The sequence below is a fragment of the Pseudomonas sp. DCB_BI genome (assembly GCF_026240995.1).
In the GTDB taxonomy this organism is placed as follows: Bacteria; Pseudomonadota; Gammaproteobacteria; order Pseudomonadales; family Pseudomonadaceae; genus Aquipseudomonas.
In genome coordinates this window covers 21,768-47,696 of the sequence record NZ_JAPFCG010000017.1, presented here as the reverse complement: position 1 = coordinate 47,696, position 25,929 = coordinate 21,768, and the positions used below count along the sequence as shown (strand labels likewise).

At 63.4% G+C, this 25,929-nt stretch carries 20 protein-coding genes; 7 read left to right on the top strand and 13 right to left on the bottom strand.

Annotated features, from left to right (window positions below; genetic code table 11):
* Positions 1–7: 7 nt before the first annotated feature.
* The 5 genes from accB to OO258_RS18615 form a co-directional block, all read right to left on the bottom strand.
* A complete protein-coding gene (accB, locus tag OO258_RS18635) occupies positions 8–469 on the bottom strand; it encodes an acetyl-CoA carboxylase biotin carboxyl carrier protein (protein WP_110745197.1) in 462 nt (153 codons plus the stop codon).
* Between the two features lie 100 nt (positions 470–569).
* On the bottom strand, positions 570–1,025 hold the full coding sequence (gene aroQ, locus OO258_RS18630) for a type II 3-dehydroquinate dehydratase (RefSeq protein ID WP_003255330.1): 456 nt from the start codon (positions 1,023–1,025) through the stop codon (positions 570–572).
* 179 nt (positions 1,026–1,204) lie between these two features.
* Positions 1,205–2,977 (bottom strand): protein-disulfide reductase DsbD, encoded by a 1,773-nt coding sequence (locus tag OO258_RS18625; RefSeq protein WP_266032013.1) that lies wholly within the window; start codon positions 2,975–2,977, stop codon positions 1,205–1,207.
* A gap of 196 nt (positions 2,978–3,173) precedes the next feature.
* Complete coding sequence (locus OO258_RS27745; RefSeq protein ID WP_416309223.1) at positions 3,174–3,953, bottom strand: methyl-accepting chemotaxis protein; 780 nt, start codon at positions 3,951–3,953, stop codon at positions 3,174–3,176.
* A gap of 1,366 nt (positions 3,954–5,319) precedes the next feature.
* Positions 5,320–6,675, bottom strand: a complete 1,356-nt coding sequence (locus tag OO258_RS18615; protein WP_266032011.1) for a diguanylate cyclase — start codon at positions 6,673–6,675, stop codon at positions 5,320–5,322.
* Between the two features lie 248 nt (positions 6,676–6,923).
* Between OO258_RS18615 and OO258_RS18610 the strand changes: the two genes are divergently transcribed.
* The 4 genes from OO258_RS18610 to speA all read left to right on the top strand — a co-directional run bounded on the left by OO258_RS18610 (position 6,924) and on the right by speA (position 11,163).
* On the top strand, positions 6,924–7,991 hold the full coding sequence (locus OO258_RS18610) for a DUF2333 family protein (RefSeq protein WP_110748513.1): 1,068 nt from the start codon (positions 6,924–6,926) through the stop codon (positions 7,989–7,991).
* Positions 7,992–7,993: 2 nt separating this feature from the next.
* The gene (locus tag OO258_RS18605; RefSeq protein ID WP_110748510.1) at positions 7,994–8,530 is read left to right on the top strand and encodes an NUDIX hydrolase; all 537 of its coding nucleotides are present in this window, start codon (positions 7,994–7,996) and stop codon (positions 8,528–8,530) included.
* A 196-nt stretch (positions 8,531–8,726) separates the two neighbouring features.
* Entirely contained in the window at positions 8,727–9,098 is a 372-nt protein-coding gene (locus OO258_RS18600) for a translation initiation factor Sui1 (RefSeq protein WP_266032010.1), read from the top strand.
* Between the two features lie 151 nt (positions 9,099–9,249).
* The gene (speA, locus tag OO258_RS18595; protein WP_110748506.1) at positions 9,250–11,163 is read left to right on the top strand and encodes an arginine decarboxylase; all 1,914 of its coding nucleotides are present in this window, start codon (positions 9,250–9,252) and stop codon (positions 11,161–11,163) included.
* A 35-nt stretch (positions 11,164–11,198) separates the two neighbouring features.
* Here speA and OO258_RS18590 read toward each other — a convergent pair whose 3' ends face one another.
* From OO258_RS18590 to OO258_RS18580, 3 genes are all read right to left on the bottom strand, one after another.
* Positions 11,199–11,630 carry a hypothetical protein gene (locus tag OO258_RS18590; RefSeq protein ID WP_266032009.1) on the bottom strand — a complete coding sequence of 144 codons (432 nt, stop codon included), beginning with the start codon at positions 11,628–11,630 and terminating at the stop codon, positions 11,199–11,201.
* A complete protein-coding gene (locus OO258_RS18585) occupies positions 11,608–11,994 on the bottom strand; it encodes a polymorphic toxin type 44 domain-containing protein (RefSeq protein WP_266032008.1) in 387 nt (128 codons plus the stop codon). Before OO258_RS18585 ends, OO258_RS18590 begins: the two co-directional genes overlap by 23 nt.
* A 96-nt stretch (positions 11,995–12,090) precedes the next feature.
* Positions 12,091–13,446, bottom strand: a complete 1,356-nt coding sequence (locus OO258_RS18580) for an MATE family efflux transporter (RefSeq protein WP_266032007.1) — start codon at positions 13,444–13,446, stop codon at positions 12,091–12,093.
* Between the two features lie 151 nt (positions 13,447–13,597).
* Between OO258_RS18580 and OO258_RS18575 the strand changes: the two genes are divergently transcribed.
* A complete protein-coding gene (locus tag OO258_RS18575; protein ID WP_266032006.1) occupies positions 13,598–18,499 on the top strand; it encodes an alpha-2-macroglobulin family protein in 4,902 nt (1,633 codons plus the stop codon).
* A gap of 151 nt (positions 18,500–18,650) precedes the next feature.
* Here OO258_RS18575 and OO258_RS18570 read toward each other — a convergent pair whose 3' ends face one another.
* Positions 18,651–18,944 (bottom strand): hypothetical protein, encoded by a 294-nt coding sequence (locus tag OO258_RS18570; RefSeq protein WP_004577004.1) that lies wholly within the window; start codon positions 18,942–18,944, stop codon positions 18,651–18,653.
* Positions 18,945–19,021: 77 nt separating this feature from the next.
* Between OO258_RS18570 and pbpC the strand changes: the two genes are divergently transcribed.
* Complete coding sequence (pbpC, locus tag OO258_RS18565; protein WP_266032005.1) at positions 19,022–21,376, top strand: peptidoglycan glycosyltransferase PbpC; 2,355 nt, start codon at positions 19,022–19,024, stop codon at positions 21,374–21,376.
* 92 nt (positions 21,377–21,468) lie between these two features.
* On the top strand, positions 21,469–23,121 hold the full coding sequence (locus OO258_RS18560; RefSeq protein ID WP_266032004.1) for a ShlB/FhaC/HecB family hemolysin secretion/activation protein: 1,653 nt from the start codon (positions 21,469–21,471) through the stop codon (positions 23,119–23,121).
* 36 nt (positions 23,122–23,157) lie between these two features.
* Here OO258_RS18560 and OO258_RS18555 read toward each other — a convergent pair whose 3' ends face one another.
* The 4 genes from OO258_RS18555 to OO258_RS18540 all read right to left on the bottom strand — a co-directional run bounded on the left by OO258_RS18555 (position 23,158) and on the right by OO258_RS18540 (position 25,922).
* Complete coding sequence (locus OO258_RS18555) at positions 23,158–23,934, bottom strand: response regulator transcription factor (RefSeq protein WP_266032003.1); 777 nt, start codon at positions 23,932–23,934, stop codon at positions 23,158–23,160.
* Positions 23,935–24,053: 119 nt separating this feature from the next.
* Positions 24,054–24,524 carry a prepilin peptidase gene (locus OO258_RS18550; protein WP_266032002.1) on the bottom strand — a complete coding sequence of 157 codons (471 nt, stop codon included), beginning with the start codon at positions 24,522–24,524 and terminating at the stop codon, positions 24,054–24,056.
* A gap of 173 nt (positions 24,525–24,697) precedes the next feature.
* Entirely contained in the window at positions 24,698–25,267 is a 570-nt protein-coding gene (locus OO258_RS18545; RefSeq protein WP_266032001.1) for a DUF4136 domain-containing protein, read from the bottom strand.
* Positions 25,268–25,286: 19 nt separating this feature from the next.
* Positions 25,287–25,922, bottom strand: coding sequence for a DUF4136 domain-containing protein (locus tag OO258_RS18540; protein ID WP_266032000.1), 636 nt, complete (start codon positions 25,920–25,922; stop codon positions 25,287–25,289).
* Positions 25,923–25,929 lie beyond the last annotated feature (7 nt).

Genomic DNA, 25,929 nt, shown 5'->3' with positions numbered 1-25,929 from the left:
CCGCGATTCAAACGATGGTGAACAGCGGCTGGTCGAACTCAACCGGCTGGCCGTCTTCTACCAGGATGGCGTCGATGACACCGCCAACATCGGCTTCGATGTGGTTCATCATCTTCATGGCTTCGACGATGCACAGGGTGTCGCCTTTCTTCACGGACTGGCCAACTTCAGCGAAGTTAGGCGAGGTCGGCGAAGGCTTGCGGTAGAAGGTACCTACCATTGGCGAACGGATCACGGTGCCTTTCAGGGCCGGGGCGGCAGCAGCGGCTTCGGCGGCTGGCGCAGCAGCGGCAACCGGCGCAGCGGCCGGGGCGGCAGCCATAGGCGCCGGTGCGTAGAACTGCTGGGCAGCTGGGGTCTTGCTGTGACGGCTGATACGGACCGACTCTTCGCCTTCCTTGATCTCCAGTTCGTCGATGCCAGACTCTTCCAGCAGCTCGATCAGTTTCTTGACTTTACGGATATCCATTAATCATCAACTCCCAAAGGTTCGGTCAGGGGGCGAAATACAAAAAAACGTATCTGAAACGTTTCTCTCGAACCCCGGCCCATTCAGGCCAGGGTTTTCATCATTTGGGCTGTGCGTTGGCAGCCAGTTGTTCCAGCGCGGACTCCAGGGCCAAGCGATAACCGCTGGCGCCCAGACCGCAGATCACCCCTACGGCAACATCGGAAAAGTAGGAGTGGTGGCGGAACGGTTCGCGTTTGTGCACGTTGGACAGGTGCACTTCGATGAATGGGATGCTCACCGCAAGCAATGCGTCACGTAATGCGACACTTGTGTGGGTGAAAGCAGCCGGATTGATCAGGATGAAGTCCACACCCTCATTGCGTGCCGCGTGAATGCGGTCGATCAGTTCGTATTCGGCATTGCTCTGCAGGTATTGCAGATGATGGCCTGCGGCGCGGGCACGTTGCTCCAGGTCCTGGTTGATCTGGGCCAGGGTCACGGCGCCGTAATGGCCAGGCTCGCGAGTACCGAGCAGGTTGAGGTTGGGGCCGTGGAGCACCAGTAGCGTTGCCATCTGCGGATTCCTTGGATTTGTAGGGCAATTCGACACAGCGCGGCGAGTGTGCCGTAAAGCGACGGCAAGTGTCCAGTTCCCGGCAATAGCCAGCACGATGACCGAGATTCGCGCGAAGTATGTGACCAAATAATTAAATCTGGTCACTCATTTCAGGATTTTTCCCGGCTCGCGGGAAGTTATAGACCGACTTTGCCGCGCACGCGCGTCAGAATCTGCGCAAATTCACCGGCATTTATCTCGCCAATCACCCGATCAGCGGTAATTTCGCTGCCGTTCGCAGCAAAGAACAGCAAAGCAGGTGGGCCAAACAGCTGGTAGCGGTCGAGCAGCTTGCGTTGCTCGGCATTACTTTCGGTGATGTCGAAACGCAGCAGTTTGAAGCCGGACAGCTGTGTTTGCACCTGCGGTGCATTGAGCACCTCATGCTCGATCACCTTGCAGCTGATGCACCAGTCGGCGTACCAGTCCAGCAGCACTGGCTGGCCGGTGGCCTTGGCCTGGGCCAGGGCTGCGTCCAGAGCATCAGGTGTGGTGATGGTCTGCCAGGCATCGGCTTTTGCTGTCGGGAGGCTGTCGCTGGCGGCCAGTGACGCACCCGGCAGTGGGCGCAGTGGATCGCCCTGGCCAGTGAGGGCGCCATACCAGCAAGCCAGCGCGTACACCAGCAAGGCCAGACCGAGCAGTTGCGCCAGGCGCTGGGCTGCCGTCTTGACGACGAATTCCAGCGCGCCGAGGAACAGTGCCACGCCCGCGGCGAGGAAACCGACCAGCAGCAAGGTCACAGGGCCTGGCAGTACACGGCTGAGCAAGCCGATAGCCAGCCCCAGCAGCAGTACGCCAATGGCGTTTTTCACCGTGTTCATCCATGGGCCGCTTTTGGGCAGCCAGGCCGCGCCGCCGGTGGCCACCAGCAGCAGCGGCGCACCCATGCCCAAACCTAGGGCGAACAGCTTGAGCGCGCCACCCAGGGCATCGCCGCTGGCGCTGATATACAGCAGGGCACCGGCCAGGGGCGCGGACACGCATGGCGAAACCAACAGGCTGGAGAGCACGCCAAGTACCGCTGCACCCAGCAGCGAACCGCCCCGAGTGTGGTTGGCGACGTTGTTCAGGCGGTTGCTCAGGGCCTGCGGCAGTTTCAGTTCAAACAGACCGAACATGGCCAGGGCGAACACCACGAAGAATAACGCGAAGGGCACCAGCACCCAGGCCGATTGCAGGCGCGCCTGCAGGTTCAGGCCGGCGCCGAACAGGCCCATCAGCGCGCCGAGGGCCGCGAAGCTGGCGGCCATCGGCAACACATAGGCCAGCGACAGCGCCAGCCCGCGCAGGCCACCGACCTGGCCGCGCAGCACGACCCCGGAAAGGATCGGCAACATTGGCAGGACGCAAGGGGTGAAGGTCAGGCCGACCCCGGCGAGGAAGAACAGCAGCAGCGACTTCCAGTTCCAGCCGTGTTCGCGGGTGGCTGGCGCGTTTGCAACGCCTTCGCCATCGATACTCAGGCGTGCGGTTTCCGGCGGGTAGCACAAGCCCTTGTCGGCGCACCCTTGGTAGCCCACCAGCAGGGTGAAGGCGCGTGGGTCTTTGCGTGGCAATTCGATATCGAGCACGCCGTGGTACACCTCGACATCGCCGAAGAATTCATCGTGCTTGGCCTCACCCTTGGGGATGTTCGGCGTGCCCAGGGTGATGTCGGCCGGTTCCGTGTGGAACTGGAAGCGATGGCGGTAGAGGTAGTAGCCATCGGTGGCAACGAAGCGCAGCTTGATGGTTTGCGCATCGGCCTGGACCAAGTTGAGCTTGAAGGCCTCGTGTACCGGCAGGAAGTCGGCGTTGTTGGCCAGCGAAGCGGCGCCAAGGGTGGCGCTGGGGCGGTTGTCGAGCAGGCCCGTGGCGAAGGCCGGGCTGGCCAGCAGCAGGAACAGCAGAAAAAACAGGCGGCGCATGGCGGACTCGCGAGGTGGAACGTGCTGCGCATGATAGCGGAGTTGGTGTGGGTTGGGGTCTTTAGGGCTTGTCATGAGATGTTTGGCGCCTGGGAGATCGAGCGCCGCCCGCGTGGCGCTCGATCTCCCAGGCGCAGCACATATCCCGTCGAACCCCATCCAACTGCTACACCTGTCATGGCGAACACCCGCCGGCTCAGACCCTGAACGCCCGCACTGCCCGGTTCAGCTCACCGCCCAGGCTCAGCAACTGCTCGCCTTGCTCACGCCCTTCGCCAATGCGCTGCAGGTTGTCCTCACCCAGCGCATGAATCCGCTCGCTGTGGTCACGAATTTCACTCACCGCACCGCTTTGCTGCGCCGTGACATCGGCAATTCGCACGGCGGTGTCAGAGATGGTGCGGATGGCACAGACAATCTCATCCAGCGCCCCATCCGCCGCCTGCGCCCGGCTGGCTGTGGCTTCGGCATGCTCAAGCTGCGCGCGCATGCCGGTCACCGAGCCCCTGGCTGCTTGCTGCAAACGGTCTATCAATGCCTGAATCTCGCCGGTAGCCCCCGTGGTGCGCTGCGCCAGCGAACGCACCTCATCAGCCACCACGGCAAAGCCGCGGCCCATTTCGCCCGCCCGGGCCGCCTCGATCGCAGCGTTGAGCGCCAGCAGGTTGGTCTGTTCGGCAATGGAGCGGATCACCGTCAGCACGCCGCCGATGGTTGCCGACTCCTCTGCCAGTTGTTCGATCATGCGCGCGTTACCCTGCACTTCATCGACCAGCTCACGCAAACCGGAGAGGCTCTGGCCGATCACCGCCTGGCCCTGCTCCACCGCGCGCCCGGCATCGCGGCTGGCATCGGCGGCGGCGCTGGCATCGCCGGCTACTTGCTGGATGGTCGCCTCCAGCTCACCCAAAGCATCGCGAATCTGCCCGGTATCGCCGGCCTGACGCTCGGCACCGTCGTGCAGGGCGGCGCTCATGCCGGCCAAGGCGTGGCTGCTGCCGGCCACCTGCTCGGCGTTGTGGCGGATGGTGCCGACCAGTTCCACCAGGTACTGGCGCAGGCGGTTGAGTGATTCCTGGATATCGTGCAACTCCCGGTTGGTCTTGCCCAAGGCGATGGGCTGGGCGAAGTCGCCCTCGGCCCAGCGCGAGAGGGCTGGGGCCAGGCCGGTCAGGGTGCGCGCCAGGCGCCGCTGCAAGGTGTCGATCAACAAGGCGATGAGCAGGATCAGGCCAATCATCAGGCCCTGTATGATGCGCACCTCAGCAGCGATTTTCGCGTGCTGGCCACGCACCTCGGGCTCTAACCCAGCGATGGCCTGCTGCACTGCCTCCAGGCGCTGGCCGGTGCTGGTGGCCAGGGCGACGCGGCGCTCGATCTGTTCGCGCGTGCGTTGCAGTTCGGCGGGGTAGCGGCCAAGCAGGCTTTGCAATTCACGTTTGAGGCTCACGGCAATGTCTTCCTGCTGGGCGCTGGCTTGGGTTTCCAGACCCATCATGGCGGCGAAGTCGTCGGCGCCGGATTCAGCAGTGCGGGTTACGCCGAGCAAGGGCAGGGCGTCGATCACCTGGGCCTGGGTACGGATCAGTTGCAATTCGCGGTCTACCTCGTCGGCAAGCTCCGGGCGGCCGCTGCTCACCAGCTTGTCACGAGCCAGCGACAACCGGCCCAGGTGTACGCTGGCGTCGAGCAAGGGCAGCAAGTATCGGTTGGCGTCGGCGCTGCCGCTGTCGCGGGCATAACCAGCCAGTTGTTCGAAGTTGGCGCCCAGTTCCCGTTCAGCCTGCAGCAGCAAGGCTTGCGGGTCGCCGGCCAGTTTACCGGCGGCCAGCAGTTCATTGGCGGTGAAGGCGTGCAGGTTGTCCAGGCTGGGGCGCAGCTTGTCGGCCAGTTCAGCAGGCCAGTCGGCCAGTGCCGCCTGCAGCCGCTGGTTGGCCTCCATGGCGGCGGCATGGCGCAAGGCATCGCCGCTGCCCAGATACGCCTGGATATTGCCCGCCGCTTGGTTCTGGAACTGTTGGGACAGACCCAGGTAGCGTTCCATCATCTGGTAGGGGCGCTCCAGGGCCCGCTGCGACCACCACAAAGTAGCGCCCAGGGCTAGGCATACGGTCACCAGCAACAGGGTGTTGAAATTGGTCAGCCACTTCAGGCGCATAGCCGCGAACTTCCTGCGGGGGGAGTGGGGGGTAGGCGCCTGAAGTTATTGCGATTTTGTGACCGGGTGATGACGCCTAAGGGCGGGCGGCAGAAAAAAGTGGCACAGTGCCTGTATTGGTGTGATCTGCACTGGCCTCTTCACGGCCCCGCCTGCGAAGAGGCCGGCACAGTGAGTGCGAATCTCAGGGCTCTACCCGAACTACGCAATTACGCCCTGCATGCTTGGCCCGGTACAGCGCCTCATCCGCAGCACTGGCCATGGTCAGCACATCCAGCCCCTCGTCCAGTTGCACAACCCCCGCACTGAAGGTGCATTGCAAATCCCGTGGCTGCGCCGGGTACAGAATTTCGGCAAAGCGCCGGCGAATCTCGTCCAGGACCTTGTGTGCCGCCTCCAGCGTGGTATTGGGCATGACAATGGCAAATTCCTCGCCACCATAACGGCCAATGAAGTCGGTCTTGCGCAAACGCTGCTTGAGAAACAGCGCAAGGCTTTTGATCACCCGGTCGCCCATGGGGTGGCCGTGGCGGTCGTTGATCTTCTTGAAATGGTCGATGTCGAGCATGGCAAAGCTCAGCGGCTGCTGCTCGCGGCGGGCGCGGAAACTGCAGTCTTCCAGCAGCTGCAGGATGTGGGTGTGGTTGTACAGCCCGGTCAGGCTGTCGCGCACCATGCGCGCTTTCAGGTGGCGGGCGCGGGCGGCGCGGTTGCGCACGGTGGTGATCAGGTGGCGGGAGCGAAACGGTTTGGTCAGGAAGTCATCGCCGCCTTCGCTCATGGCGTCCAGCTGCTTGTCCAGGTCGTCTTCGGCAGACAGGTAGATGATGGGCACGCTCACATAGCGGTCACTGTGGCGGATCACCTTGGCCAGCTCGGGGCCGGTGCAGGCTGGCATGTACAGGTCGAGAATGATCAGGTCGGGCTGGAAGTCCGCCAGCTCGGCCATGGTACGGATCGGGTCGGTCAGGCTGCGGGTGAGCATGCCGGCACTGGCCAGCACCCGTTCGGTGTACAGCGCCTGGGTGCGCGAGTCGTCGATGATCAGCACGCGCAGCGGGTCATGCTGGGCGGCATTGGTCAGCAGTTCGACCTTTTCCAGCAGGCTGGAAGCCTCCAGACTGCCGGTGAGGAAGTCCTGGCCACCGGCACGTACGGCGGCCAGGCGGGTCGGGGTGTCGGCTTCGTGATGGCTGAAAAAAAGCAGCGGGATGGGTTGCGCCAGGCCCTGCTGCACCCTGGCAGCCACCAGCAAGCCCTGGCCGGCGCCGGTGAAGTCGACATCCATGATGATGGCCGAGGGCGGGTACTCGCTGATCGAGGCGTAGAACGCTGCCGCACTGGGCAGTGCCTGTACCACCAAGCCAAAGAATTCCAGTTGCTGTGCCAGGCGCTGGGCACGCTCGTGGTCCTGCAGCAGGATGTACACCGGCTTGCGCACGGGTAGCAGGACCTGATCCAGTGGGTCGTCCTTGCGCAGGCCGCTACGCGACAGATGCGGGTCGGGGCAATGCGTGCTTGGCTCGACAGCTTGGCTCATGTCCTGGCTACTTGTAGGTTGGGATATGCAGGGGCAATGATGGCTCTATGCTAGCAGCTCTTTTCCATTGCATGAGTGCCCTGCATCAACAAAGCGTTCTGAACGAATATTCAGTTGCTGACTGATTGGTCGCTTATGCGTAAGGCAGTGTCTGCTTTATAGTGCAGCCACACGGGCTTGCCGTGGCACCCTGGCGCAGGCCTGTGGTCCAAGCCTCTGAACCGTCGTGACTGATTAAGGACAAAGCCATGCTGGACTGGAAAAACCGCGAGGCCAAAGCCGAGCCCCGCGAGCGTGTCGACGGCCGCGGCGCTGCCGCCCGTAGCTACCTTGGCGGCCTTTGGAGCCGTGCCCTGGGGACCCTGATCGGGTTGTACTTGCTGGTGTGCATCGGCCTTGGCTGGTACTGGAGCCAGGAGCCTGCGCTGTTCCCGGTCCAGCAGAATGCCCAGGCCGCCGCCGAGCACGGCGGCCAGCAGATGGTGGTCGGCTATACCACCATCGAAACCCTCAAGACCGTGGCCGGTACCCTGTTGAACAAGCCGGGTGGCTACATCTCCAACGACCGCTTCCCGCCAGGCTTGTGGATGGACAACATGCCGAGCTGGGAATATGGGGTGCTGGTGCAGGTGCGTGACCTGTCCCGCGCCTTGCGCAAGGACTTCGCCCGTTCGCAGTCGCAGTCTACCGAAGACGCCGACCTGGCCAAGGCCGAGCCGCGCTTCAACTTCGACAACAAGAGCTGGATCCTGCCATCGAGCGAGTCGGAGTTCGAAGAGGGCATCAAGTCGCTGACCCGCTACCAGACCCGTCTGGCGGCCGGCGACAAGGGCGCGATCTTCTACACCCGTGCCGACAACCTGAACAACTGGCTGGGTGACGTCGCCACCCGCCTGGGTTCGCTGTCGCAGCGCCTTTCGGCCAGCGTTGGCCGGGTCAAGCTCAACACCACGCTGAAGACCGAGTCGGTGGTTGCCGGCCAGGCGCCGCAGGTGGACGAGGAGGTGGTGGAAACGCCGTGGTTGCAGATCGACAACGTGTTCTACGAAGCCCGTGGCCAGGCCTGGGCGCTGTCGCATCTGCTGCGTGCCATCGAGGTGGACTTTGCCGACGTGTTGGCGAAGAAAAACGCCACGGTCAGCGTGCGCCAGATCATCCGTGAGCTGGAAGCCTCGCAAGAGCCACTGTGGAGCCCGATGGTGCTGAACGGCAGCGGCTTCGGCATGTGGGCCAACCACTCGTTGGTCATGGCCAACTACATTTCCCGGGCCAACGCGGCAGTGATCGACCTGCGCCAGCTGCTTTCGCAGGGTTGATGATGGCGATCAGCCCGAACGAGGCCGCCCACCGGGCGGCTTCCGACCGTGAACTGGTCACCTGGGTAGACGAAGCCGACCAGGTACTGGGTGCCTTGCCCCGTGCCGAGTTGCGTGAGCGCGGCCTGATTGGCCGCTGCACGTTCATCCTGCTGTTCAACAGTGCCGGCGAGCTGTGTGTGCACCGACGTACCTTGAGCAAGGCGTTGTACCCAGGGTACTGGGATGTGGCGGCGGGCGGCATGGTCTCGGCCGGTGAGGCGTACACCGAGTCGGCGGCGCGTGAGCTGGCTGAGGAGCTGGGGATTGAAGGCGTAGAGCTGCGCTTTCATGAACGGTTCTACTTTGATCAGCCGGATAACCGCTTGTGGTGTGCGGTGTATTCGGCGGTTTCGGATGCGCCTTTGCGGTTGCAGCCGGAAGAGGTCAGCGAGGCGCGGTTTGTCAGCCTGGAGCTGGCTGAGAGCGAAAGCCTGACAAAACCCTATTGCCCGGACTCTTTGGCGGCGTTGCAGCGCTACAAGGCAAGCCTGGGATAACCCATAGTCGCAAAACATTCGCAAAATGCCGCAATCCTGTACTTAGCAATTGCCGCATTTATCGTTACACTGCGCGCCCTTTTCGGGCTGCCGCAAGTCTTGCAGCAGTAGCGCCGCCCCTGCCAGAGTGGGGCTTCGCGGTCGGCCTCATCCCCAAGGCACGACCAGTTTTTGTCCTCTGCACCGAGGAACAAAAGTGGCCAAGAAAGCTTCTTCCTTCGCCGCCCTTGGCGGTCTCGTTTACTCCACCGACGCCGGTCGGCACTGCCCCGACTGTGGCCAGCCGGTGGATGCCTGCACCTGCAAGCAGCAGGTCATCCCCGAAGGCGATGGCATTGCCCGTGTGCGCCGTGAAAACAAAGGCCGCGGCGGCAAGACCGTGACGACTGTCACGGGTGTGCCGCTTGCGCTCGACCAGCTCAAGGAGCTGGCCACCACCCTCAAGCGCCGCTGCGGTACCGGCGGTGCGCTCAAGGATGGGGTCATCGAAATCCAGGGCGACCATGTCGAGCTGCTGATCGCCGAGCTGATCAAGCAGGGCTTCAAGGCGAAAAAGTCCGGCGGCTGATTCGCCCGCGCGCTTTTTTGCCCAGTGCTTTCTAAACTCGTTGCCGTGGTCGGGGTCTATTCCTGGCACGGACGAATCGTCATTTTTGGCTTTTACACTGCGCCCGCCTCCTTGCGGGGCAGTGTCTTCGACTTATCTATAGGGGACTTGAATGTCCGTACGACGCACACGCAAAGACGATGGTAGCCAATGGACCGTGGCCGACAGCCGCAGTGTTTATGGCATCCGCCATTGGGGCGCTGGTTATTTCGCCATCAATGAAGCCGGGCGCGTCGAAGTGCGCCCCAACGGCCCTGACAGCGCACCGATCGACCTGTACGAACAAGTCGACGAGTTGCGCCAGAGCGGCTTGTCGCTGCCCTTGCTGGTGCGCTTCCCTGACATTCTGCAGGACCGTGTACGCCAGCTGACCGGTGCCTTCGACGCCAACATCGCGCGCTTGGAGTACCAGAGCCAGTACACCGCGCTGTACCCGATCAAGGTCAACCAGCAAGAAGCGGTGGTGGAGAACATCATCGCCACGCAAAACGTGTCGATTGGCCTGGAAGCCGGCTCCAAGCCTGAGTTGCTGGCGGTGCTGGCATTGGCGCCGAAAGGCGGCACCATCGTCTGCAACGGCTACAAGGACCGCGAGTTCATCCGCCTGGCGCTGATGGGCCAGAAGCTCGGCCACAACGTATTCATCGTCATCGAGAAAGAGTCGGAAGTGGCTCTGGTGATTGAGGAAGCTGCCGAGCTCAAGGTGAAACCGCAGGTTGGCCTGCGTGTGCGCCTATCGTCGCTGGCGTCGAGCAAGTGGGCCGACACCGGTGGCGAGAAGTCCAAGTTCGGTTTGTCGGCTGCGCAGCTGCTTTCGGTGGTACAGCGCTTCCGCGATGCGGGCCTGGATCAGGGTATCCGCCTGCTGCACTTCCACATGGGCTCGCAGATTGCCAACCTGGCCGACTACCAGCACGGCTTCAAGGAAGCCATCCGTTACTACGGCGAGCTGCGTGCGCTGGGCCTGCCGGTGGACCACATCGACGTCGGTGGCGGCCTGGGCGTGGATTACGACGGTACCCATTCGCGCAATGCCAGCTCGATCAACTACGACATGGATGACTACGCCGGTGTGGTGGTGGGCATGCTCAAGGAGTTCTGCGACGCGCAGGGCCTGCCGCACCCGCACATCTTCTCGGAGAGTGGCCGTTCGCTGACTGCGCACCACGCCATGCTGGTGATCCAGGTGACCGACGTCGAGAAGCACAACGACGACGTGCCGACCATCGAAAACAAGGAAGCCTTGCCCGAAACCGTACAGTGGCTGGTCGACCTGCTTGGCCCGACCGATATCGAGATGGTCACCGAGACCTACTGGCGTGCCACCCACTACATGGGTGACGTGGCTGCGCAGTATGCCGATGGCAAGATCAGCCTGGGCGAGAAAGCCTTGGCCGAGCAGTGCTACTTTGCCGTCTGCCGCCGCCTGCACAACTCGCTGAAAGCCCGCCAGCGTTCGCACCGCCAGGTGCTGGACGAGCTGAACGACAAGCTGGCCGACAAGTACATCTGCAACTTCTCGGTATTCCAGAGCCTGCCGGACACCTGGGCCATCGGCCAGGTGCTGCCGATCATCCCGCTGCACCGCCTGGACGAAGAGCCGATGCGTCGTGCGGTCCTGCAGGACTTGACCTGCGATTCGGACGGCAAGATCAACCAGTATGTCGACGAGCAGAGCATCGAGACCAGCATGCCGGTGCATGCGGTGAAGGAAGGTGAGGACTACCTGCTGGGTGTGTTCCTGGTCGGCGCCTACCAGGAGATCCTCGGCGACATGCACAACCTGTTTGGTGACACCGACTCGGTGAACATCTACCAGAACGCCGACGGCAGCGTGTACCACGCCGGTATCGAGACCCACGACACCATCGAAGACATGCTGCGCTACGTGCACCTGTCGCCGGAGGAGTTGATGACGCATTACCGCGACAAGGTCGCCAGCGCCAAGATCACTGCGCGTGAGCGAACCCAGTATCTGGATGCCTTGCGCCTGGGCTTGACCCGGTCTTCTTACCTTTCCTCCTGAAATGCCAAGGGGCCGTTGCGCGGCCCCTTTGACTATCACTCTCGGTGAGCCGTCGCGGTGAGTTCGATTGTAATGGGCAATACTGCGCCACCCTCTTCGAGAAGAGTGGTACTCGAATAGCTGTAGACCTGCTCCTCAGTCCGCGCTGTTATTTTCAAACCCTCCACGTGCAGCACGGCGCCCGATTGTCGAGTGACCAGGAAAGGCGTCAGCCTTTCAAGGCCCTTCAAGACCAGATCATCGTGCTGTTGTTTTTCAGCCACAAAGTACAAGTAGGTCAGCGGCACTGTCGCCCCACCAGCATCGCTGAGCACCTCATAAATGGCACTCTGCTTACCAATTGGAGTTTCAGAAACAATCTTGGTCAACACAGGCCTTGCATCTCTGGAGAAGATCCATAGGGTTTGACCGAGGATAAGCAGAAGCAGGCAAGCAATCAGCCATCTAATACCCGTATGACTTGGCATATTCGATCCCTTTCTTTATCCATTCCTGATCCTCGGGGTCGTCGCCATAAGGGGAGCTGCCCCACCATGATCCAAATGCTGAATTACTGGTCCCCGCGCGGCTTTGTGCCCATCCCGCCCCCCTCAACAGGAATTCCTCCGAAAGGCCAGCAGCAGTTCCAGTTGCACCATAATTAAAATTACCTAAAGCCTCATATTGCCTTCCCTGTTGCTTGTAGTCCCACTCGCCTCGATTACGAACCTTCGAATAGAACCACGACACTAGAAAAGCACTGCCGCCATTTTTAAAGTAGTTACGCTCTTTGCTTGCAGCGTGCATGTTGCTAGGTACTGAGACACCTGATGGCGCGGGTGGAGGGTACATGATGGCTCCTTGCTCATAGGCCGTTGGTGTGAGCCCCCTCCATGGGATCTGCCTTTATCGGCCAGAGGCTTGGAAGCAGTCAATCGAGCATATCTTTCATCTTGTGTTTCCGGGGCCTCTGGCCCACTTGCCCTCCAGTTTTAGTTTCCATCCAACCCACCCCAATGTCACCGCCCGCAACCCCATGAACCCAAGAAACGCCAACCACAGCCCATGGTTGCCAAACCCACTCATGGCCACCGCCACCGGCAGCGCGATCAACACCGAAACCAGCATCGCATTGCGCATCTCCCGCGCCCGGGTCGCGCCGATGAACAGCCCGTCCAGCAAGTAACTCCACACCGCAATCAACGGCAGCAACGCCAGGTACGGCAAGTACGGATAAGCCGCTGCCCGCACACTGTCTATGTTGGTCTGCACGTCGATAAACAGATGCCCACCCAAGAGAAACGCCCCGGCAAACCCCACGCTGGTGATCAGTGACCAGCCACAAGCAACCACCAGCGAGCGGCGCAAGGTGTCGCGGTCTTGGGCACCAATGGCATGGCCGCACAAGGCCTCCACCGCATGTGCCAGCCCATCCAGCGCATAGGCCGTCAGCAGCAGGCCATTGAGCAACAGGGCGTTGGCCGCCACGGTCGCTTCGCCCAGGCGTGCGCCTTGCACCGTAATCAGCAAGAACACCAGCTGCAGCGCCAGGCTGCGCAGGAAAATATCGCGGTTGACTGACAGCAACGGTCGCCAAGCCTGCCAACGCTTGAGCACCGGCCACACGATCTGCCCGGGGTAAGCGCGCAGGGCCGGCCGGGTCAGGGCCAGCCCGAGCAGGGCGGCACTCCATTCGGCAATTACCGACGCCCGGGCCGACCCGAGCACGCCCCAGTCCAGGCCGAGGACAAACCACAGGTTCAAGATGATGTTCAGCAGGTTTGTGGTCAGCAGAATCGCCAGCGGTGCCCTGGCGTTTTGTGTGCCGAGGAACCACCCGACCAGCGCGTAGCTGGCCAATGCGGCAGGCAGGCCTAGCAGGCGGGTATGGAAAAAGTCTTCGGTGGATTGCTGCAGCGCGGCACTTGGCTGCATCGCGTGCAGCGCCAGTTGGCTGAAGGGAATCGCCAGCAGGCCGATCAGCAAGGCAAAGCCGACTGCCAGCAGCAGCCCCTGCACCAGCACCTGGCGCAACGCCGCACCGTCCCCACGGCCAGCGGCCTGGGCTGCGAAGCCGGTGGAGCCCATGCGCAGGAAGCCCATCAGGCCGACCATGAAAGTGAATAGCGTCGCGCCCACCGCCACGGCACCCAACTGGTGGGCGTGGGGGAGGTGGCCGATGACCGTGCTGTCGACCAGCGCTACCAACGGCACAGAGATGTTGGACAGGATCATCGGCGCGGCCAGCGCCCAGACTTTGTGGTGGGTGGGGCGATGGCGCCAGTCGGTGGTCAAAGAGGTCATTGGGCGTCCTTGGGATCTGGGGCTGCGCAGCGCCCCCAGCTTTTCTCAATGGGCCACAGTGTAACGGCCAGGCAACCAAATCGCGCGAACATGCGCGCAGCCAGCTATAGTTGCTGCCCTCAAGTACCCGCTGCCAAAGAGTTCCTACTCCATGTTCAACAAAGGATTGTTGCTGGCCTGCGCGCTGGCTTTGCTCAGTGCCTGTGACTCTTCAACGCCGGACAAACCGGCGCCTGCCGAGAAGCCTGCGGCCACTGTACCGGCCGAGACCCCGGCTGCCAAACGCGAAGACCCGGCGGTGCTCGCCAAGCGCTACGAAGGGCGCGAGCTCACAGTGCTGGATGTATCCGAAGTGCAACTGGACGGCGCCGCAACGCTGTCGATCAGTTTCTCCGCACCGCTGGATGCCAAGCAGGACTTGGCCAGCAAGGTCCACTTGGTCGATACGGTCAAAGGCAAGCTGGACGGCGCCTGGGAACTCTCCGATAACCAGATGGAGCTGCGCCTGCGCCACCTGGAGCCCCAGCGCAAGCTGGTGCTGACCGTCGACAAGGGCCTGCTCGCGGTCAACGGCAAGCAACTGGACAGCGAATCGGTCACCCGCCTGGAAACCCGCGACATGCAGCCGACCATCGGCTTTGCCAGCCGCGGCTCGCTGCTGCCCACGCGCCTGGCCGAAGGCCTGCCGGTGATCGCCCTGAATGTCGACAAAGTCGATGTCGAATTCTTCCGGGTCAAGCCGGACATGCTCTCGAGCTTCCTGGCCAGCTGGGGGCGGAACAGCAGCCTGTACTACTACCAGTCCAAGGAAACCCTGGACATGGCCGAGCTGGTCTATAGCGGCCGCTTTGACCTCAACCCGGCGCGCAACACCCGCGAGACCGTGCTGCTGCCGATCGCTGGCATCAAGCCGCTGCAGGAGCCTGGCGTGTACCTGGCCGTGATGCGTGCCTCGGGCACCTACGACTACTCGCAGCCGGCAACCCTGTTCACCCTCAGCGACATTGGTGTTTCCGCGCACCGCTACCGCGACCGGCTCGACGTGTTCGCCCAGGCGCTGGAAGGCGGCAAGGCCATGAACGGCGTCAACCTGGAAATCCATGACGACAAAGGCAAGCTGCTGGCCCAGGCCACTACCGATGGCAAGGGCCACGCCCAACTGCCGATCACGCCCAAGGCCGACACCCTGATCGCCACCCAGGGCGTGCACACCACCCTGTTGCGCCTGAACACCGCGGCACTGGACCTGGCCGAATTCGACATCACCGGGCCCCAGGCCAACCCGCTTCAGTTCTTCATCTTTGGCCCGCGCGACCTGTATCGCCCGGGTGAGACAGTGCTGCTCAACGGCCTGCTGCGCGACCAGGACGGCAAGCCCGTCAAGGCCCAGCCAGTGAACGTGGAAGTGCGCCGCCCAGATGAGCAGGTCAGCCGCAAGTTCGTCTGGGAAGCCGACGCCAATGGCCTGTTCCAGTACCAGTTGCAGCTGGCCACAGAAGCCCCGACGGGTCGCTGGCAGCTCTTGCTCGACCTTGGCGGCGGGCGCAAGCAGGTCTATGAGTTCCTCGTCGAAGACTTCCTTCCAGAGCGCCTGGCGCTGGAACTCAAGGGCAGTAGCAAGCCCCTGTCGCCGGATGAGAATGCCCGTATCCAGGTCAATGGCCGTTACTTGTACGGTGCCCCGGCTGCGGGCAACCGCCTGAGTGGCCAGGCTTATGTGCGCCCGCTGCGTGAGGCCGTAGCGGCGTTGCCGGGCTACCAGTTTGGCTCGGTTACCGAAACCGAATTGAACCAGGACCTGGAACTGGACGAAGTCACCCTCGACCAGGCCGGCAAGGCAGTGGTCGATATCGAAAGCCGTTGGGCCGAGGCCCGTTCGCCGTTGCAACTGACCGTGCAGGCCAGCTTGCAGGAGTCCGGCGGCCGGCCGATCACCCGCCGGCTGGAGCAGCCGATCTGGCCCGCCGAGCGCCTGCCTGGCCTGCGTGGCCTGTTCGATGGCGAGGAAACCGACAGTGACGGGCCGGTGGAGTTCGAGTTCCTGGTGGCCGACCGTGACGGCAACAAGCTGGCGGCCAACGACCTCAAGGTACGGCTGGTGCGCGAGCGCCGTGACTACTACTGGAACTACTCGCAGAGCGATGGCTGGAGCTACGCCTACAACGAGAAGTTCCTGACCCAAAGCGAGGAAACCGTCAGCGTCAAGGCCGGGTCCACGGCCAAGCTGAGCTTCCAGGTCGAGTGGGGCCCTTACCGCGTCGAGGTGGAAGACCCGCAGACCGGCCTGGTGTCCAGCCAGCGCTTCTGGGCCGGCTACCGCGCCCAGGACAACGCCGAAGGTGGTGCGGTGCGCCCGGACCAAGTCAAGCTGGCGCTGGACAAGCCATCCTACGCCGACGGCGCCACGGCCAAGGTGACCGTCACCCCGCCGGCCGCTGGCAGCGGCTACCTGATGATCGAGTCCAGCGAAGGCCCGCTGTGGTGGCAGGAGATCGACGTGCCTGCCGAGGGTAAGACCTTCGATGTGCAGCTGGACAAGGCCTGGGCTCGCCACGACCTGTACATCAGCGCACTGGTGATCCGCCCCGGTGAACGCAAGGCCAATGCCACGCCCAAGCGGTCGGTAGGGGTACTGCACCTGCCGCTGGATCGCAGCGACCGCAAGCTGGCCGTGAGCCTGCAAGCACCCGATAAAATGCGCCCCAAACAGCCTTTGACCGTGAAGGTGAAAGCCGCCAATGCCGATGGCAGCGTGCCCAAACAGGTGCATGTGCTGTTGTCGGCGGTGGACGTGGGCATCCTCAACATCACCGATTTCAAAACCCCCGATCCGTTCACCAGCCTGTTCGGGCGCAAGGCCTACGGTGCTGACCAGCTGGACATCTACGGCCAGCTGATCGAAGCAGGGCAGGGCCGCCTGGCCAGCCTGGCGTTCGGCGGTGACGCAGCAATGGCCAAGGGGGGCAAACGGCCCAACACCACGGTGACCATCGTCGCCCAGCAGAGCTTGCCGGTTACCCTGGATGACAAGGGGGAAGGCCAGGCCACGGTCGACATCCCTGACTTCAACGGCGAGCTGCGGTTGATGGCCCAGGCCTGGACCGAGGAGCACTTCGGCATGGCCGAAGGCAAGACGGTGGTCGCCGCGCCGCTGATTGCCGAGCTCTCGGCGCCGCGCTTCCTGGCCGGTGGCGACCGCACCAGCCTGGCACTGGACCTGGCCAACCTGTCGGGCCGCGCCCAGCAACTGAACGTTGAAGTCACCACCGAAGGGCAATTGAGCCTGGCTGCCGGCGCTGTGCAGAACGTTGCCCTGGCTGAAGGCCAGCGCTCGACGCTGATGATTCCGGTGCAGGCCCAGGGGGGACTGGGGCAGGGCAAGGTGCACGTGCGTGTCAGCGGCCTGGTGTTGCCCGACGAGCCGACCCCTGCGTTCGAGCGCGAGTGGACGCTGGGCGTGCGCCCGGCCTACCCGGCCATGCTCAAGCACTACCGCGTGGCCTTGAAGGACCAGCCATGGACACTGCCCGACGCAGACCTGGCAGCCTTCGAACCTGCTGGCCTGGAAGCCAGCCTGGCGTTGTCGAGCCGGCCACCGTTGAACCTGGCCGAGCAGATCCGTGCGTTGGAGGCTTACCCTTACGGTTGCCTGGAGCAAACCACCAGTGGCCTTTATCCGTCGTTGTATGCCGATGCCGACAGCCTCAAGCGCCTGGGCATCAAGGGCGAGCCGGCGGATGTGCGCAAGCGCAAGATCGAAATGGGTATCGAACACCTGCTGGGCATGCAACGCTACAACGGCAGCTTTGGCCTGTGGAGTTCGGACAGTGAAGAAGAGTTCTGGCTGACCGCCTACGTCACCGACTTCCTGTTGCGTGCCCGTGACCAGGGTTATGGCGTGCCGGCCGACGCATTGAAGAGTGCCAGTGAGCGCCTGCTGCGCTACCTGCAGGAGCGCAACCTGATCGAAGTCGACTACAGCGACAATGCCGATCACACCCGCTTTGCCGTGCAAGCCTATGCGGCGTTGGTGCTGTCGCGCAGCCAGCAGGCGCCGCTTGGGGCCTTGCGTGGTCTGTTCGACCGCCGCGCCGATGCCCGCTCCGGCCTGCCATTGGTGCAACTGGCGGTGGCGCTGGACAAGATGGGCGACAAACCGCGTGCCGAGCAAGCCTTGCAGGCGGGCCTGGGCATCAGCCGTGGCAAAGGCTGGATGGCTGACTATGGCAGTGCCCTGCGTGACCAGGCGCTGATCCTGGCGCTGCTGCAGGAAAGCAACCTGGCCAGCAGCCAAGTCGACCAGCGCTTGTTCGCCTTGTCGGATGAGCTGGCGGCCAATCGCTGGCTGTCGACCCAGGAGCGTAACGCCCTGTTCCTCGCCGGCCGTGGCCTGCTGGGCAAGCCAGAAGGCAAGTGGCAGGCGCGCCTGGACAGTGCTGGCGAAGTGCGCGAGCTCAATAACGCCGAGGCGGGCATGAAGCTTGAGGGCCCGTTGCTGGCTTCACCGCTGAGCGTCCAGAACCAAGGCAGCGAGACGCTCTATCAGCAGCTGACCTTGTCCGGTTACCCGCGCCAGGCACCTGCGGCAGCCGGCAATGGCATGCAGATTCGTCGCGAATACCTGGGCATGAATGGTCAGCCGCTGGACCTGCACAACCTGCGCAGTGGCGACCTGGTGCTGGTACACCTTGCGCTCAAGGCCGATGACCGTGTGCCGGATGCGTTGGTGGTGGACTTGCTGCCGGCCGGCCTGGAGCTGGAAAACCAGAACCTGGCGCAGAGTGCAGCCAGCCTGAGCAACGCCAGCAGTGCGGTGAAGGAGTGGCGCGAGTCGATGCAGAATGCCAGCGTGGTGCATCAGGAGTACCGTGATGACCGTTATGTTGCCGCGCTCAAGCTTGACGGCTATGGCACCACCCACCTGCTGTACCTGGCGCGAGCAGTGACCCCGGGCACCTACCGCGTGCCGCCGCCGCAGGTCGAGTCGATGTACCGGCCGAACCTGCAGGCCGTGGGGGATGGGCAAGGGGAGATGACCGTAAAGGCCCGCTAGAGGCCCGCTCTATGCGGACACTGTGGGATCGGCCTTGCGTAGCGACAGGGCGGCACAGCAGCCCCAGGGTTTCAGCTTCGCCGCTTGAATTGTCGGGGCCGCTGTGCGGCCCTATCGCGACGCAAGGCCGCTCCCACAATGACCGCGCAGATCAGTGGATCACCCAGCTCATCACCCACAGCCCCAGCACCAGCCAGATGATGCCGAGGATGATCGAGGCGCGCATGAATGCGCGGATTGCCGAGTACAGCAGCATCAGGCCGATGATCAGGGCCAGGATGCTCAGCAGCGAGGTGTCCATGCCCAAGGTGCGCGATAGGCCGTCGATGAAGTTGCCACCGGCATTGGCCAGCAGGTTGAACAGCCCGCTCAATGCGTCGACGATGAAGCGGATCAACGACCCCAGTGCCTGGCCCAGCCACTCGAAAAAACCTTCTACATGCATAGTTGCTTCCTGATGAAAAAATCGGCGAGGTTGTCGTCCCAAAGCCTTTGGCCATTACCTGGCCTGGTCGGTTCCCGATGCCAAGCTTAGCGCGACCACGGTGCCGTGCGGGCAGGTTGTTGCGTGCCACGCTGATCAGTCTGCTGGTGCTCGGCAGCCTGTTATGGCTGGCTGATCGTGTCTGGCCGCTGCCGCTGCCGGGTGATGACCTGGCCCGGGTAGTGCTGGCCGAAGACGGCACGCCCCTGTGGCGCTTTGCCGATGCTGATGGCGTGTGGCGCTACCCCGTAAGCCCTGAAGAGGTTTCGCCGCTTTACCTGCAGGCGTTGCTGACTTATGAGGACCGTTGGTTCTACAACCACCCAGGGGTGAACCCGCTGGCACTGGTCCGCGCGGCCTGGCTGAACCTGCGCGGCGGGCGTGTGGTGTCGGGCGGTAGCACGCTGTCGATGCAGGTAGCCCGTCTGCTCGATCCACATGACCGCACCCTGGCCGGCAAATTGCGCCAGTTGTGGCGCACGGCGCAGCTGGAATGGCATTTGTCCAAGCGCGAGATCCTGCAAATCTACCTGGACCGCGCACCTTTCGGCGGCACGCTTCAGGGCGTGGCGGCAGCCAGCTGGGCGTACCTGGGCAAGTCTCCCCTGCACCTGACACCTGCCGAAGCGGCCCTGCTGGCCGTGCTGCCCCAGGCACCCAGCCGGCTGCGCCCGGACCGCCACCCCGAGCGTGCCCAGCGTGCCCGGGACAAGGTGCTGCAGCGCCTGGCTGAATACCAGGTATGGCCGGCCCAGCAAATTCGCGAGGCGGCCGAGGAGCCGCTGGTATTGGCGCCACGCCAGGAACCGGCCCTGGCGCCATTGTTGGCCCGGCGCCTGAACAGCGCTGACAGCCCGCCGCTGATCCGTACCACGCTTGACGCTGCGCTTCAGCGGCGCCTCGAAGACTTGCTGCTGGGCTGGCGCGCACGGCTGCCGGAGCGTACCTCGGCCGCCATTCTGGTGGTCGAAGCGCAGAGCATGGCGGTGCGGGCGTACCTGGGCTCGATCGATTTGTCTGATGAGCGCCGCTTTGGCCATGTCGACATGGTGCGCTCGTTACGTTCGCCCGGCTCCACCCTCAAGCCGTTTCTTTACGGCATGGCGCTGGACGATGGTCTGATCCATTCCGAATCGCTGTTGCAGGATGTTCCACGACGCTATGGCGACTATCGCCCTGGCAACTTCTCCATGGGTTTCAGCGGGCCGGTGTCGGCCAGTTCGGCGCTGGCCCTGTCGCTCAACTTGCCGGCGGTGCAGCTGCTGGAGGCCTATGGCCCGAAACGCTTTGCCGCGCAGCTGCGCATGGCGGGTATGCCGCTGATACTGCCGCCCTTGGCCGAGCCCAACCTGTCGCTGATCCTCGGCGGAGCCGGCAGCCGTCTGGAAGACCTGGTCGGCGGCTACGCGGCACTGGCACGGAGCGGCAGCAGCGCACAGGTGCGCTTGCAGCCGCAGGATCCGCTGATTGAGCGGCGCCTGTTGTCGCCAGGTGCGGCGTGGATCATCCGCCGCATCCTCAGTGGCCAGGCGCGCCCCGACCGCGACCCGCATACCGAGCTGGTGCAGCGCCCGCAATTGGCCTGGAAGACCGGTACCAGCTATGGCTTTCGGGACGCCTGGTCGATTGGCGTAGGCCCTCGCTATCTGATCGGCGTATGGATTGGCCGCCCCGACGGCACCCCGGTGCCCGGGCAGTTCGGCCTGGCCTCGGCTGCACCGCTGATGCTGCAGGTACACGACCTGTTGAGCAACCGCGACAGCCAGCGTGGTATCAGCGTGCCGGTGGAGCGGGTGCCGGCAAACGTCGGCGTGGCGGCGGTCTGTTGGCCGTTGGGCCAGCCAATGAACAAGCAGGACCCAAATTGTCGGCGCCAGCGCTTTGCCTGGACCCTGGACGGTACCACGCCCCCAACCTTGCAGGCTGCCGACCAGCCATTGGGGCTGGGGCTGCGCGAACGTGCATGGGTCAACGACCGGGGGCTGCGCGTGGATGGCAGCTGCCCAGGTGCCAAGGAGCGCGAGATAGCCCTGTGGCCCGCACCGCTGGAGCCTTGGCTGCCCCGCGTCGAGCGGCGCGCAGCGCGCCTGCCGGCCATTGACCCGGCCTGCCCCCCGCAGGTGCTGGCCAGCGCGCCACCGCTGTCGATCGTCGGCGTGCGCCCAGGCGACAATTTGCGTCGGCCGGCCACCAGCCGCGAGCCTTTGCAATTGCATGTGTCGGCCTTGGGCGGCGGCGGCCGACGCTGGTGGTTCCTCAATGGGCAGCCGCTGGGCGAAACCCAAGGGCAGGACAGCCTGCTGTTGCGTTTGCCGCAGGTCGGCCAGGCCGAACTCAGCGCGCTGGACGAAAGCGGCGAGACGGCGCGGGTTGCGTTCCAGGTCAGCGAGTAGGCGTTAGACGGCGGCCCGGCAAGCACCTACGCTTGCAAGGGACGGGTGTGGCCGGCTGTTGCCCCGCAACCCATGGGAACATGGAGCGCCCTATGCGTCGTCTGGCCGTGCCCCTTCTGTTGCTGCCCTGGGCGCTTGCGGCCCAGGCCGGGCCGTTGCCGGGCGTTCTCGACGGCCACGAATACGAACGGCGCCTGCCCGGCGCCAACTTGCCTGTAGACGCCTATCGCCCACTCAGTCCCAACCTGCGGTTGAGCGGTGGGAGTCGCGGCGTTTCTGTCGGGTTGCCCGACGAGACCCGGCTGGTGCTGCAGAAAGTACGCTTCGAGGGCGGTACGGTATTCCCCCTGAGCGAGCTGCGCGAGCACTACCAACCCCTGATCGGGCACCAGACCACGCTGGGTGAGCTGCGGCAATACACCGAGCGCCTCAGCCAACGCTACCGGCAGGCGGGCTACCTGCTGTCGTATGCGTACCTTCCGCCCCAGGACGTGGCCGACGGCCGGGTCAACGTGGTGTTGGTCGAAGGTTATATCAGTGAGTACCGGGTGGACGGCGATCTCGGCCCTGCCAGCGAGTACCTGGAGCAGTTACTGGCACGCCTTGAGGTTGAGCGGCCACTGACCTGGGATACGCTGCAGCACTACCTTGGCCTGGCTGCGCGTGTGCCAGGTGTTACGGTGGATGCCGAAGTGGCCATGGCGCAGGCCGCTGATGGCGCCGCCCAGCTTACCCTGCAGGCGCGGCGTAAACCGTTCAGCGCCGCCGTGAGCATGACTGACTCCAGCCGTGACGCTGCACAGGCGTTAATAACGGTCACAAGCAATGCACAGACCCGCCATGCTGAACAACTTGCGGCCAGCGTGCTGGTGCCCCCTGGGGACGACCAGGTTCATTACCAGCGCCTGGATTACAGCCAGTACCTCGACGCTGCCGGTAGCCAACTGTTGCTGTCGGCCTCGCGCTACCAGAGCGAGCCCGGCACACGCATCCGCTTGGATGATGGCAGTGACATCACTCGCAAGCGCGACAGCGAGCGCTATGCCATCGGCCTGCGCCAGCCGGTGATCGCAAGGCCCGACGAGTGGCTGGCGGTACAAGGGCACTTGTATTCGGTCAGCGAGCACGATGAAGATCACCCGGCGAGTCGAGAGTACGACACTTACGTGCGCGCGCTGGCGTTCGAAGGTGAGTGGCGCAGGTTGGAACAGGGGCGTTTGCGTATCGTCAATGCCGGGGTGTTTCAGGGCGTGGATTACCTGGGGGCGCGCAGCGATGCCGACTATGACATGGATTTCTTGCGGCTGCGGCTTGCTGGCTTGCAGAGCGACACGCTGCTCGATAATTGGCAGGGGGTGGCATCTGGGGCGTTGTACTGGAGTGATGATCGCTTGCCTGACAGTGAGCGGGCCGGGTTTGGCGGGCAGAATTTCGGGCGTGGCTACCCGCGTGATCAAGCGGACGGGGACAAAGGTTGGGGTGTGGCTTACGAGGTGAACTACACCCGGCGTGGTGGCTGGCTGGCGCTGGTGCAGCCCTATGCGGTAGTGGATACGGCGCAAGCCTGGCATAACCGCGGGCCGGTGAAGGATGCCCACCTGGCGTCGGCAGCGCTCGGTGTGCGCTTGGGGGATGGGCGCATGTTCAATGTGGCGCTGGAGCTGGCCAAGCCGCTGGCGGATGTGGCCTTGGACAGTCTTGACCGTGGGCCAAGGCTGACCCTCAGTATTGCTGTTGGGATGTAGGGGGGGCGATGGGCTGCCTGGCAGCCCTGGCATCTTTCAGTGAGTGGTAAAGCGCTGATGCAACGGCGAGGTGCTGGGTGTCAGCGCCAGCGCCAACTGGGTCCGGTTATGCATATGCGTCAACCGCAACACCTGCGACACATACAACTTCACGGTATTTTCGGTAATGCCCAGTTCACAGGCGATCTGGTAATTGGTCTTGCCCTTGCTCACCAGGCGCGCCACTTCCAGCTGTCGGGGCGACAGCTTCTCGAATGCCGCCGGCAGTTCGCTTTCACTCTCTTCGACGTCTGAAGCTCGCCGATGAGTACCCTGGCCCCGGGCTTTTTCCAGGTCCTGGTACAGCTCGTCCACTGATTCAGCCAGCTCCTGCAAGCGCTGGTTAAGCCCCCCCAGGTCACGGAAGTTGCGCTGGCGTTCCAGCAATGCCTCTTCCTGCCGGCGTACGCCTTCAAGCAACTCCGCAAGGTCCATCGGTTTCTGGTAGTAGTCGGCAAAGCCCTCGCGAAGCGCGCGGATCACGTCCTGTTTCTCGGCGCGCCCGGTCAACATGATGGCTTCGAACATGCGCTGGCTGCCGTCGATCACCTTCAAGGCACGTACCAACTCGATGCCATCCCGTTCTGGCATATGCAGGTCACAGATGATCAGACCAATGGCCGGGTCTGCCACGTAGCGCTCGATGGCTTCGTCAGTGGAGTGGGCGGATACGCAGGCGTAGCCCTTGGTTTCGAGGAATTCACATAGTTGTTCGACAATGACCGCCTGGTCATCGACCACTAACACCTTCACTTCACTCACTGGTCTGGACACGATCAACTCCCTGTTCGAATGCGGCCCTGCTCCCGGGCTAGACGCTCTGGCAGTTTAAAGGTAGTCGCATGCGGCGATTCTGTACAAGGTATGTACAAGGAATACGACAGCAGGAGGGCTCATTGGATCCATACGGCTGTCAGAAGAAAGCCCGTCAGTACATAGGGGACGAACGCCTGCTTGTCGCCCATTTCCTCGGTCAGGGCCTGCAAACGCTTCTTTACCTTGGGGTTCAGCAGTAGCCACAGGCGTCGGCGGGCCAGCAGCCACACCAGCACACTGACCCCGGCACCGATGAACGTGCCAAGCACGTATTGCGGGCTAGTGGCCAGGGCCAGGGCGCCCATCAGCTTGACGTCGTCGGCACCAAAGCGGCCGAGCATGTAGCCGGGCAGGGTCAGCAGCATGACGATGGCCAGCGCCCAGCCGGCATCGCTGGCATCGGCGCCAATCCAGCTACGACCGGTGGCGAACAGCCAGACCAGGGCACAGGTGGCCACGCCCATGGTCAGCATGTTGGAGATCTGGCGTTGACGCACATCCTGTTCGGAGCACAAGGCAAGCCACAGCAGGAGAACAATGCTTTGCATCGGCAGGTCGCCTTTCCCAAAGTTGAACACTTCTACCCGGTCAGTCAGGTTTCCTTAACTGAAGATAGACGGGAACGCGCGGGGGAGTGCGGCGGGAGGGGCAAAAAGGCGTGCTAGAAATGGATTTTGTCGTTCCTGACACTGGGGCCGCGAGGCGGCCCCAGATTTCTTGGCTATTTCTTGCTCCCCGGCGGATAGTTGCCCAGCACCTTGGCCACGGTGTTGCGAATGGCGCTGTTACGCTCTTCAGGGCTTGGCGGGTAGTTGTTCATGATTTGCTCGGCACTGCCGCGCCACACCAGCTTGCCGTCGCGCCCGTCGAACATGTCAATCTGGATAGTGGCGACCTTGTAGTCGACGCTGCGGGTTTCGTTATACATCGGGCCACCCCAGTAGCCGCCCCAATATCCACCCCAGCCACCGCCATAGTTGGTGGTGATCTGTTGCTGGCGCTGTTCGACGATCAGGTACGTACGGACGCTGAGGTCAGGCCGCGCGCCGCCTTGGACCGGGCGCAGGCCGCGCTGGTCGAGCTGGTCGGCAACCGCCTGGCGAATACGTTGCTCGGTGAGGTCGCTCTTGATCCGCGGGTCGTCCGGGCGGTACAGCAGGCCCGGTTCCTGCCATGCCCAGCTGCGGTAGGCGGCAAAATCGCGGCTGGCGTCGAAATCCTGCTGGACGTTATTGCTGGAGCAGGCAGCGAGCATTAACGCGAATGACAGTAGAACGAGACGACGCAACATGGTGGTTCTCCGTTAGCGATTAACTGGGAGGATAGCCGCTGAGCGCCTTGTGCACAGAGTCACGCAAGGCACTTTCGCGTTCGCGTGGCGAGTCCTTGTCGCTGCCGCTTTCGGCGCTGGCGCTCCACACCGGCTGGCCGCTGCGGGCGTCGTACAGGTCGATCCGCACGACCATTACCTCCACCTGGTAGGTCCGCACGACAGGCACACTGGCATAGGCGCCGTAGCCGTTGCGGTAACCGCCATAGCCAACGCCTCCGTAGGGGTAGGGGCCGTAATAGGGGTCATAGGTGTCGTAGTCACGCACCTGGCGCAAGCGCTTCTCCAGGCGCATGTCCGCGCTCACCAGCAAGTCGCCAGGGCCACCGCGAGCGGGGCGCAGGCCATGCTGATCGAGTACGCCGCTGACAGCATCGGCCAACTGCGCGGGGTCGGCGTTGGCCGAGCCAGTGGGCAATTGGTCGTTGCGCCAGCTCCAGCTGCGGTAATGCCCGTAGTCACGCGCAGGTGCCGGGTAGGCACTGGCGTCGAACGTGTTGGCCGCCTGGGCAGGGGCCGGTGGTAGCGGGCGGCTGCTGGCCACATACGGGTTGCTGCCCTGGCAGCCAGCCAGGGCAAACGGCAGCAAGGCCAGGTACAACAGGCGGTACGACATGTGTTCC

Excerpts from the sequence above, each read along its gene's own strand:
- accB (WP_110745197.1), bottom strand. The coding sequence starts at position 469 with ATGGATATCCGTAAAGTCAAGAAACTGATCGAGCTGCTGGAAGAGTCT.
- aroQ (WP_003255330.1), bottom strand. The coding sequence starts at position 1,025 with ATGGCAACGCTACTGGTGCTCCACGGCCCCAACCTCAACCTGCTCGGT.
- OO258_RS18625 (WP_266032013.1), bottom strand. The coding sequence starts at position 2,977 with ATGCGCCGCCTGTTTTTTCTGCTGTTCCTGCTGCTGGCCAGCCCGGCC.
- OO258_RS27745 (WP_416309223.1), bottom strand. The coding sequence starts at position 3,953 with ATGAGCGCCGCCCTGCACGACGGTGCCGAGCGTCAGGCCGGCGATACC.
- OO258_RS18615 (WP_266032011.1), bottom strand. The coding sequence starts at position 6,675 with ATGAGCCAAGCTGTCGAGCCAAGCACGCATTGCCCCGACCCGCATCTG.
- OO258_RS18610 (WP_110748513.1), top strand. The coding sequence starts at position 6,924 with ATGCTGGACTGGAAAAACCGCGAGGCCAAAGCCGAGCCCCGCGAGCGT.
- OO258_RS18605 (WP_110748510.1), top strand. The coding sequence starts at position 7,994 with ATGGCGATCAGCCCGAACGAGGCCGCCCACCGGGCGGCTTCCGACCGT.
- speA (WP_110748506.1), top strand. The coding sequence starts at position 9,250 with ATGTCCGTACGACGCACACGCAAAGACGATGGTAGCCAATGGACCGTG.
- OO258_RS18590 (WP_266032009.1), bottom strand. The coding sequence starts at position 11,630 with ATGCCAAGTCATACGGGTATTAGATGGCTGATTGCTTGCCTGCTTCTG.
- OO258_RS18585 (WP_266032008.1), bottom strand. The coding sequence starts at position 11,994 with ATGTACCCTCCACCCGCGCCATCAGGTGTCTCAGTACCTAGCAACATG.
- OO258_RS18580 (WP_266032007.1), bottom strand. The coding sequence starts at position 13,446 with ATGACCTCTTTGACCACCGACTGGCGCCATCGCCCCACCCACCACAAA.
- OO258_RS18575 (WP_266032006.1), top strand. The coding sequence starts at position 13,598 with ATGTTCAACAAAGGATTGTTGCTGGCCTGCGCGCTGGCTTTGCTCAGT.
- OO258_RS18570 (WP_004577004.1), bottom strand. The coding sequence starts at position 18,944 with ATGCATGTAGAAGGTTTTTTCGAGTGGCTGGGCCAGGCACTGGGGTCG.
- pbpC (WP_266032005.1), top strand. The coding sequence starts at position 19,022 with ATGCCAAGCTTAGCGCGACCACGGTGCCGTGCGGGCAGGTTGTTGCGT.
- OO258_RS18560 (WP_266032004.1), top strand. The coding sequence starts at position 21,469 with ATGCGTCGTCTGGCCGTGCCCCTTCTGTTGCTGCCCTGGGCGCTTGCG.
- OO258_RS18550 (WP_266032002.1), bottom strand. The coding sequence starts at position 24,524 with ATGCAAAGCATTGTTCTCCTGCTGTGGCTTGCCTTGTGCTCCGAACAG.
- OO258_RS18545 (WP_266032001.1), bottom strand. The coding sequence starts at position 25,267 with ATGTTGCGTCGTCTCGTTCTACTGTCATTCGCGTTAATGCTCGCTGCC.
- OO258_RS18540 (WP_266032000.1), bottom strand. The coding sequence starts at position 25,922 with ATGTCGTACCGCCTGTTGTACCTGGCCTTGCTGCCGTTTGCCCTGGCT.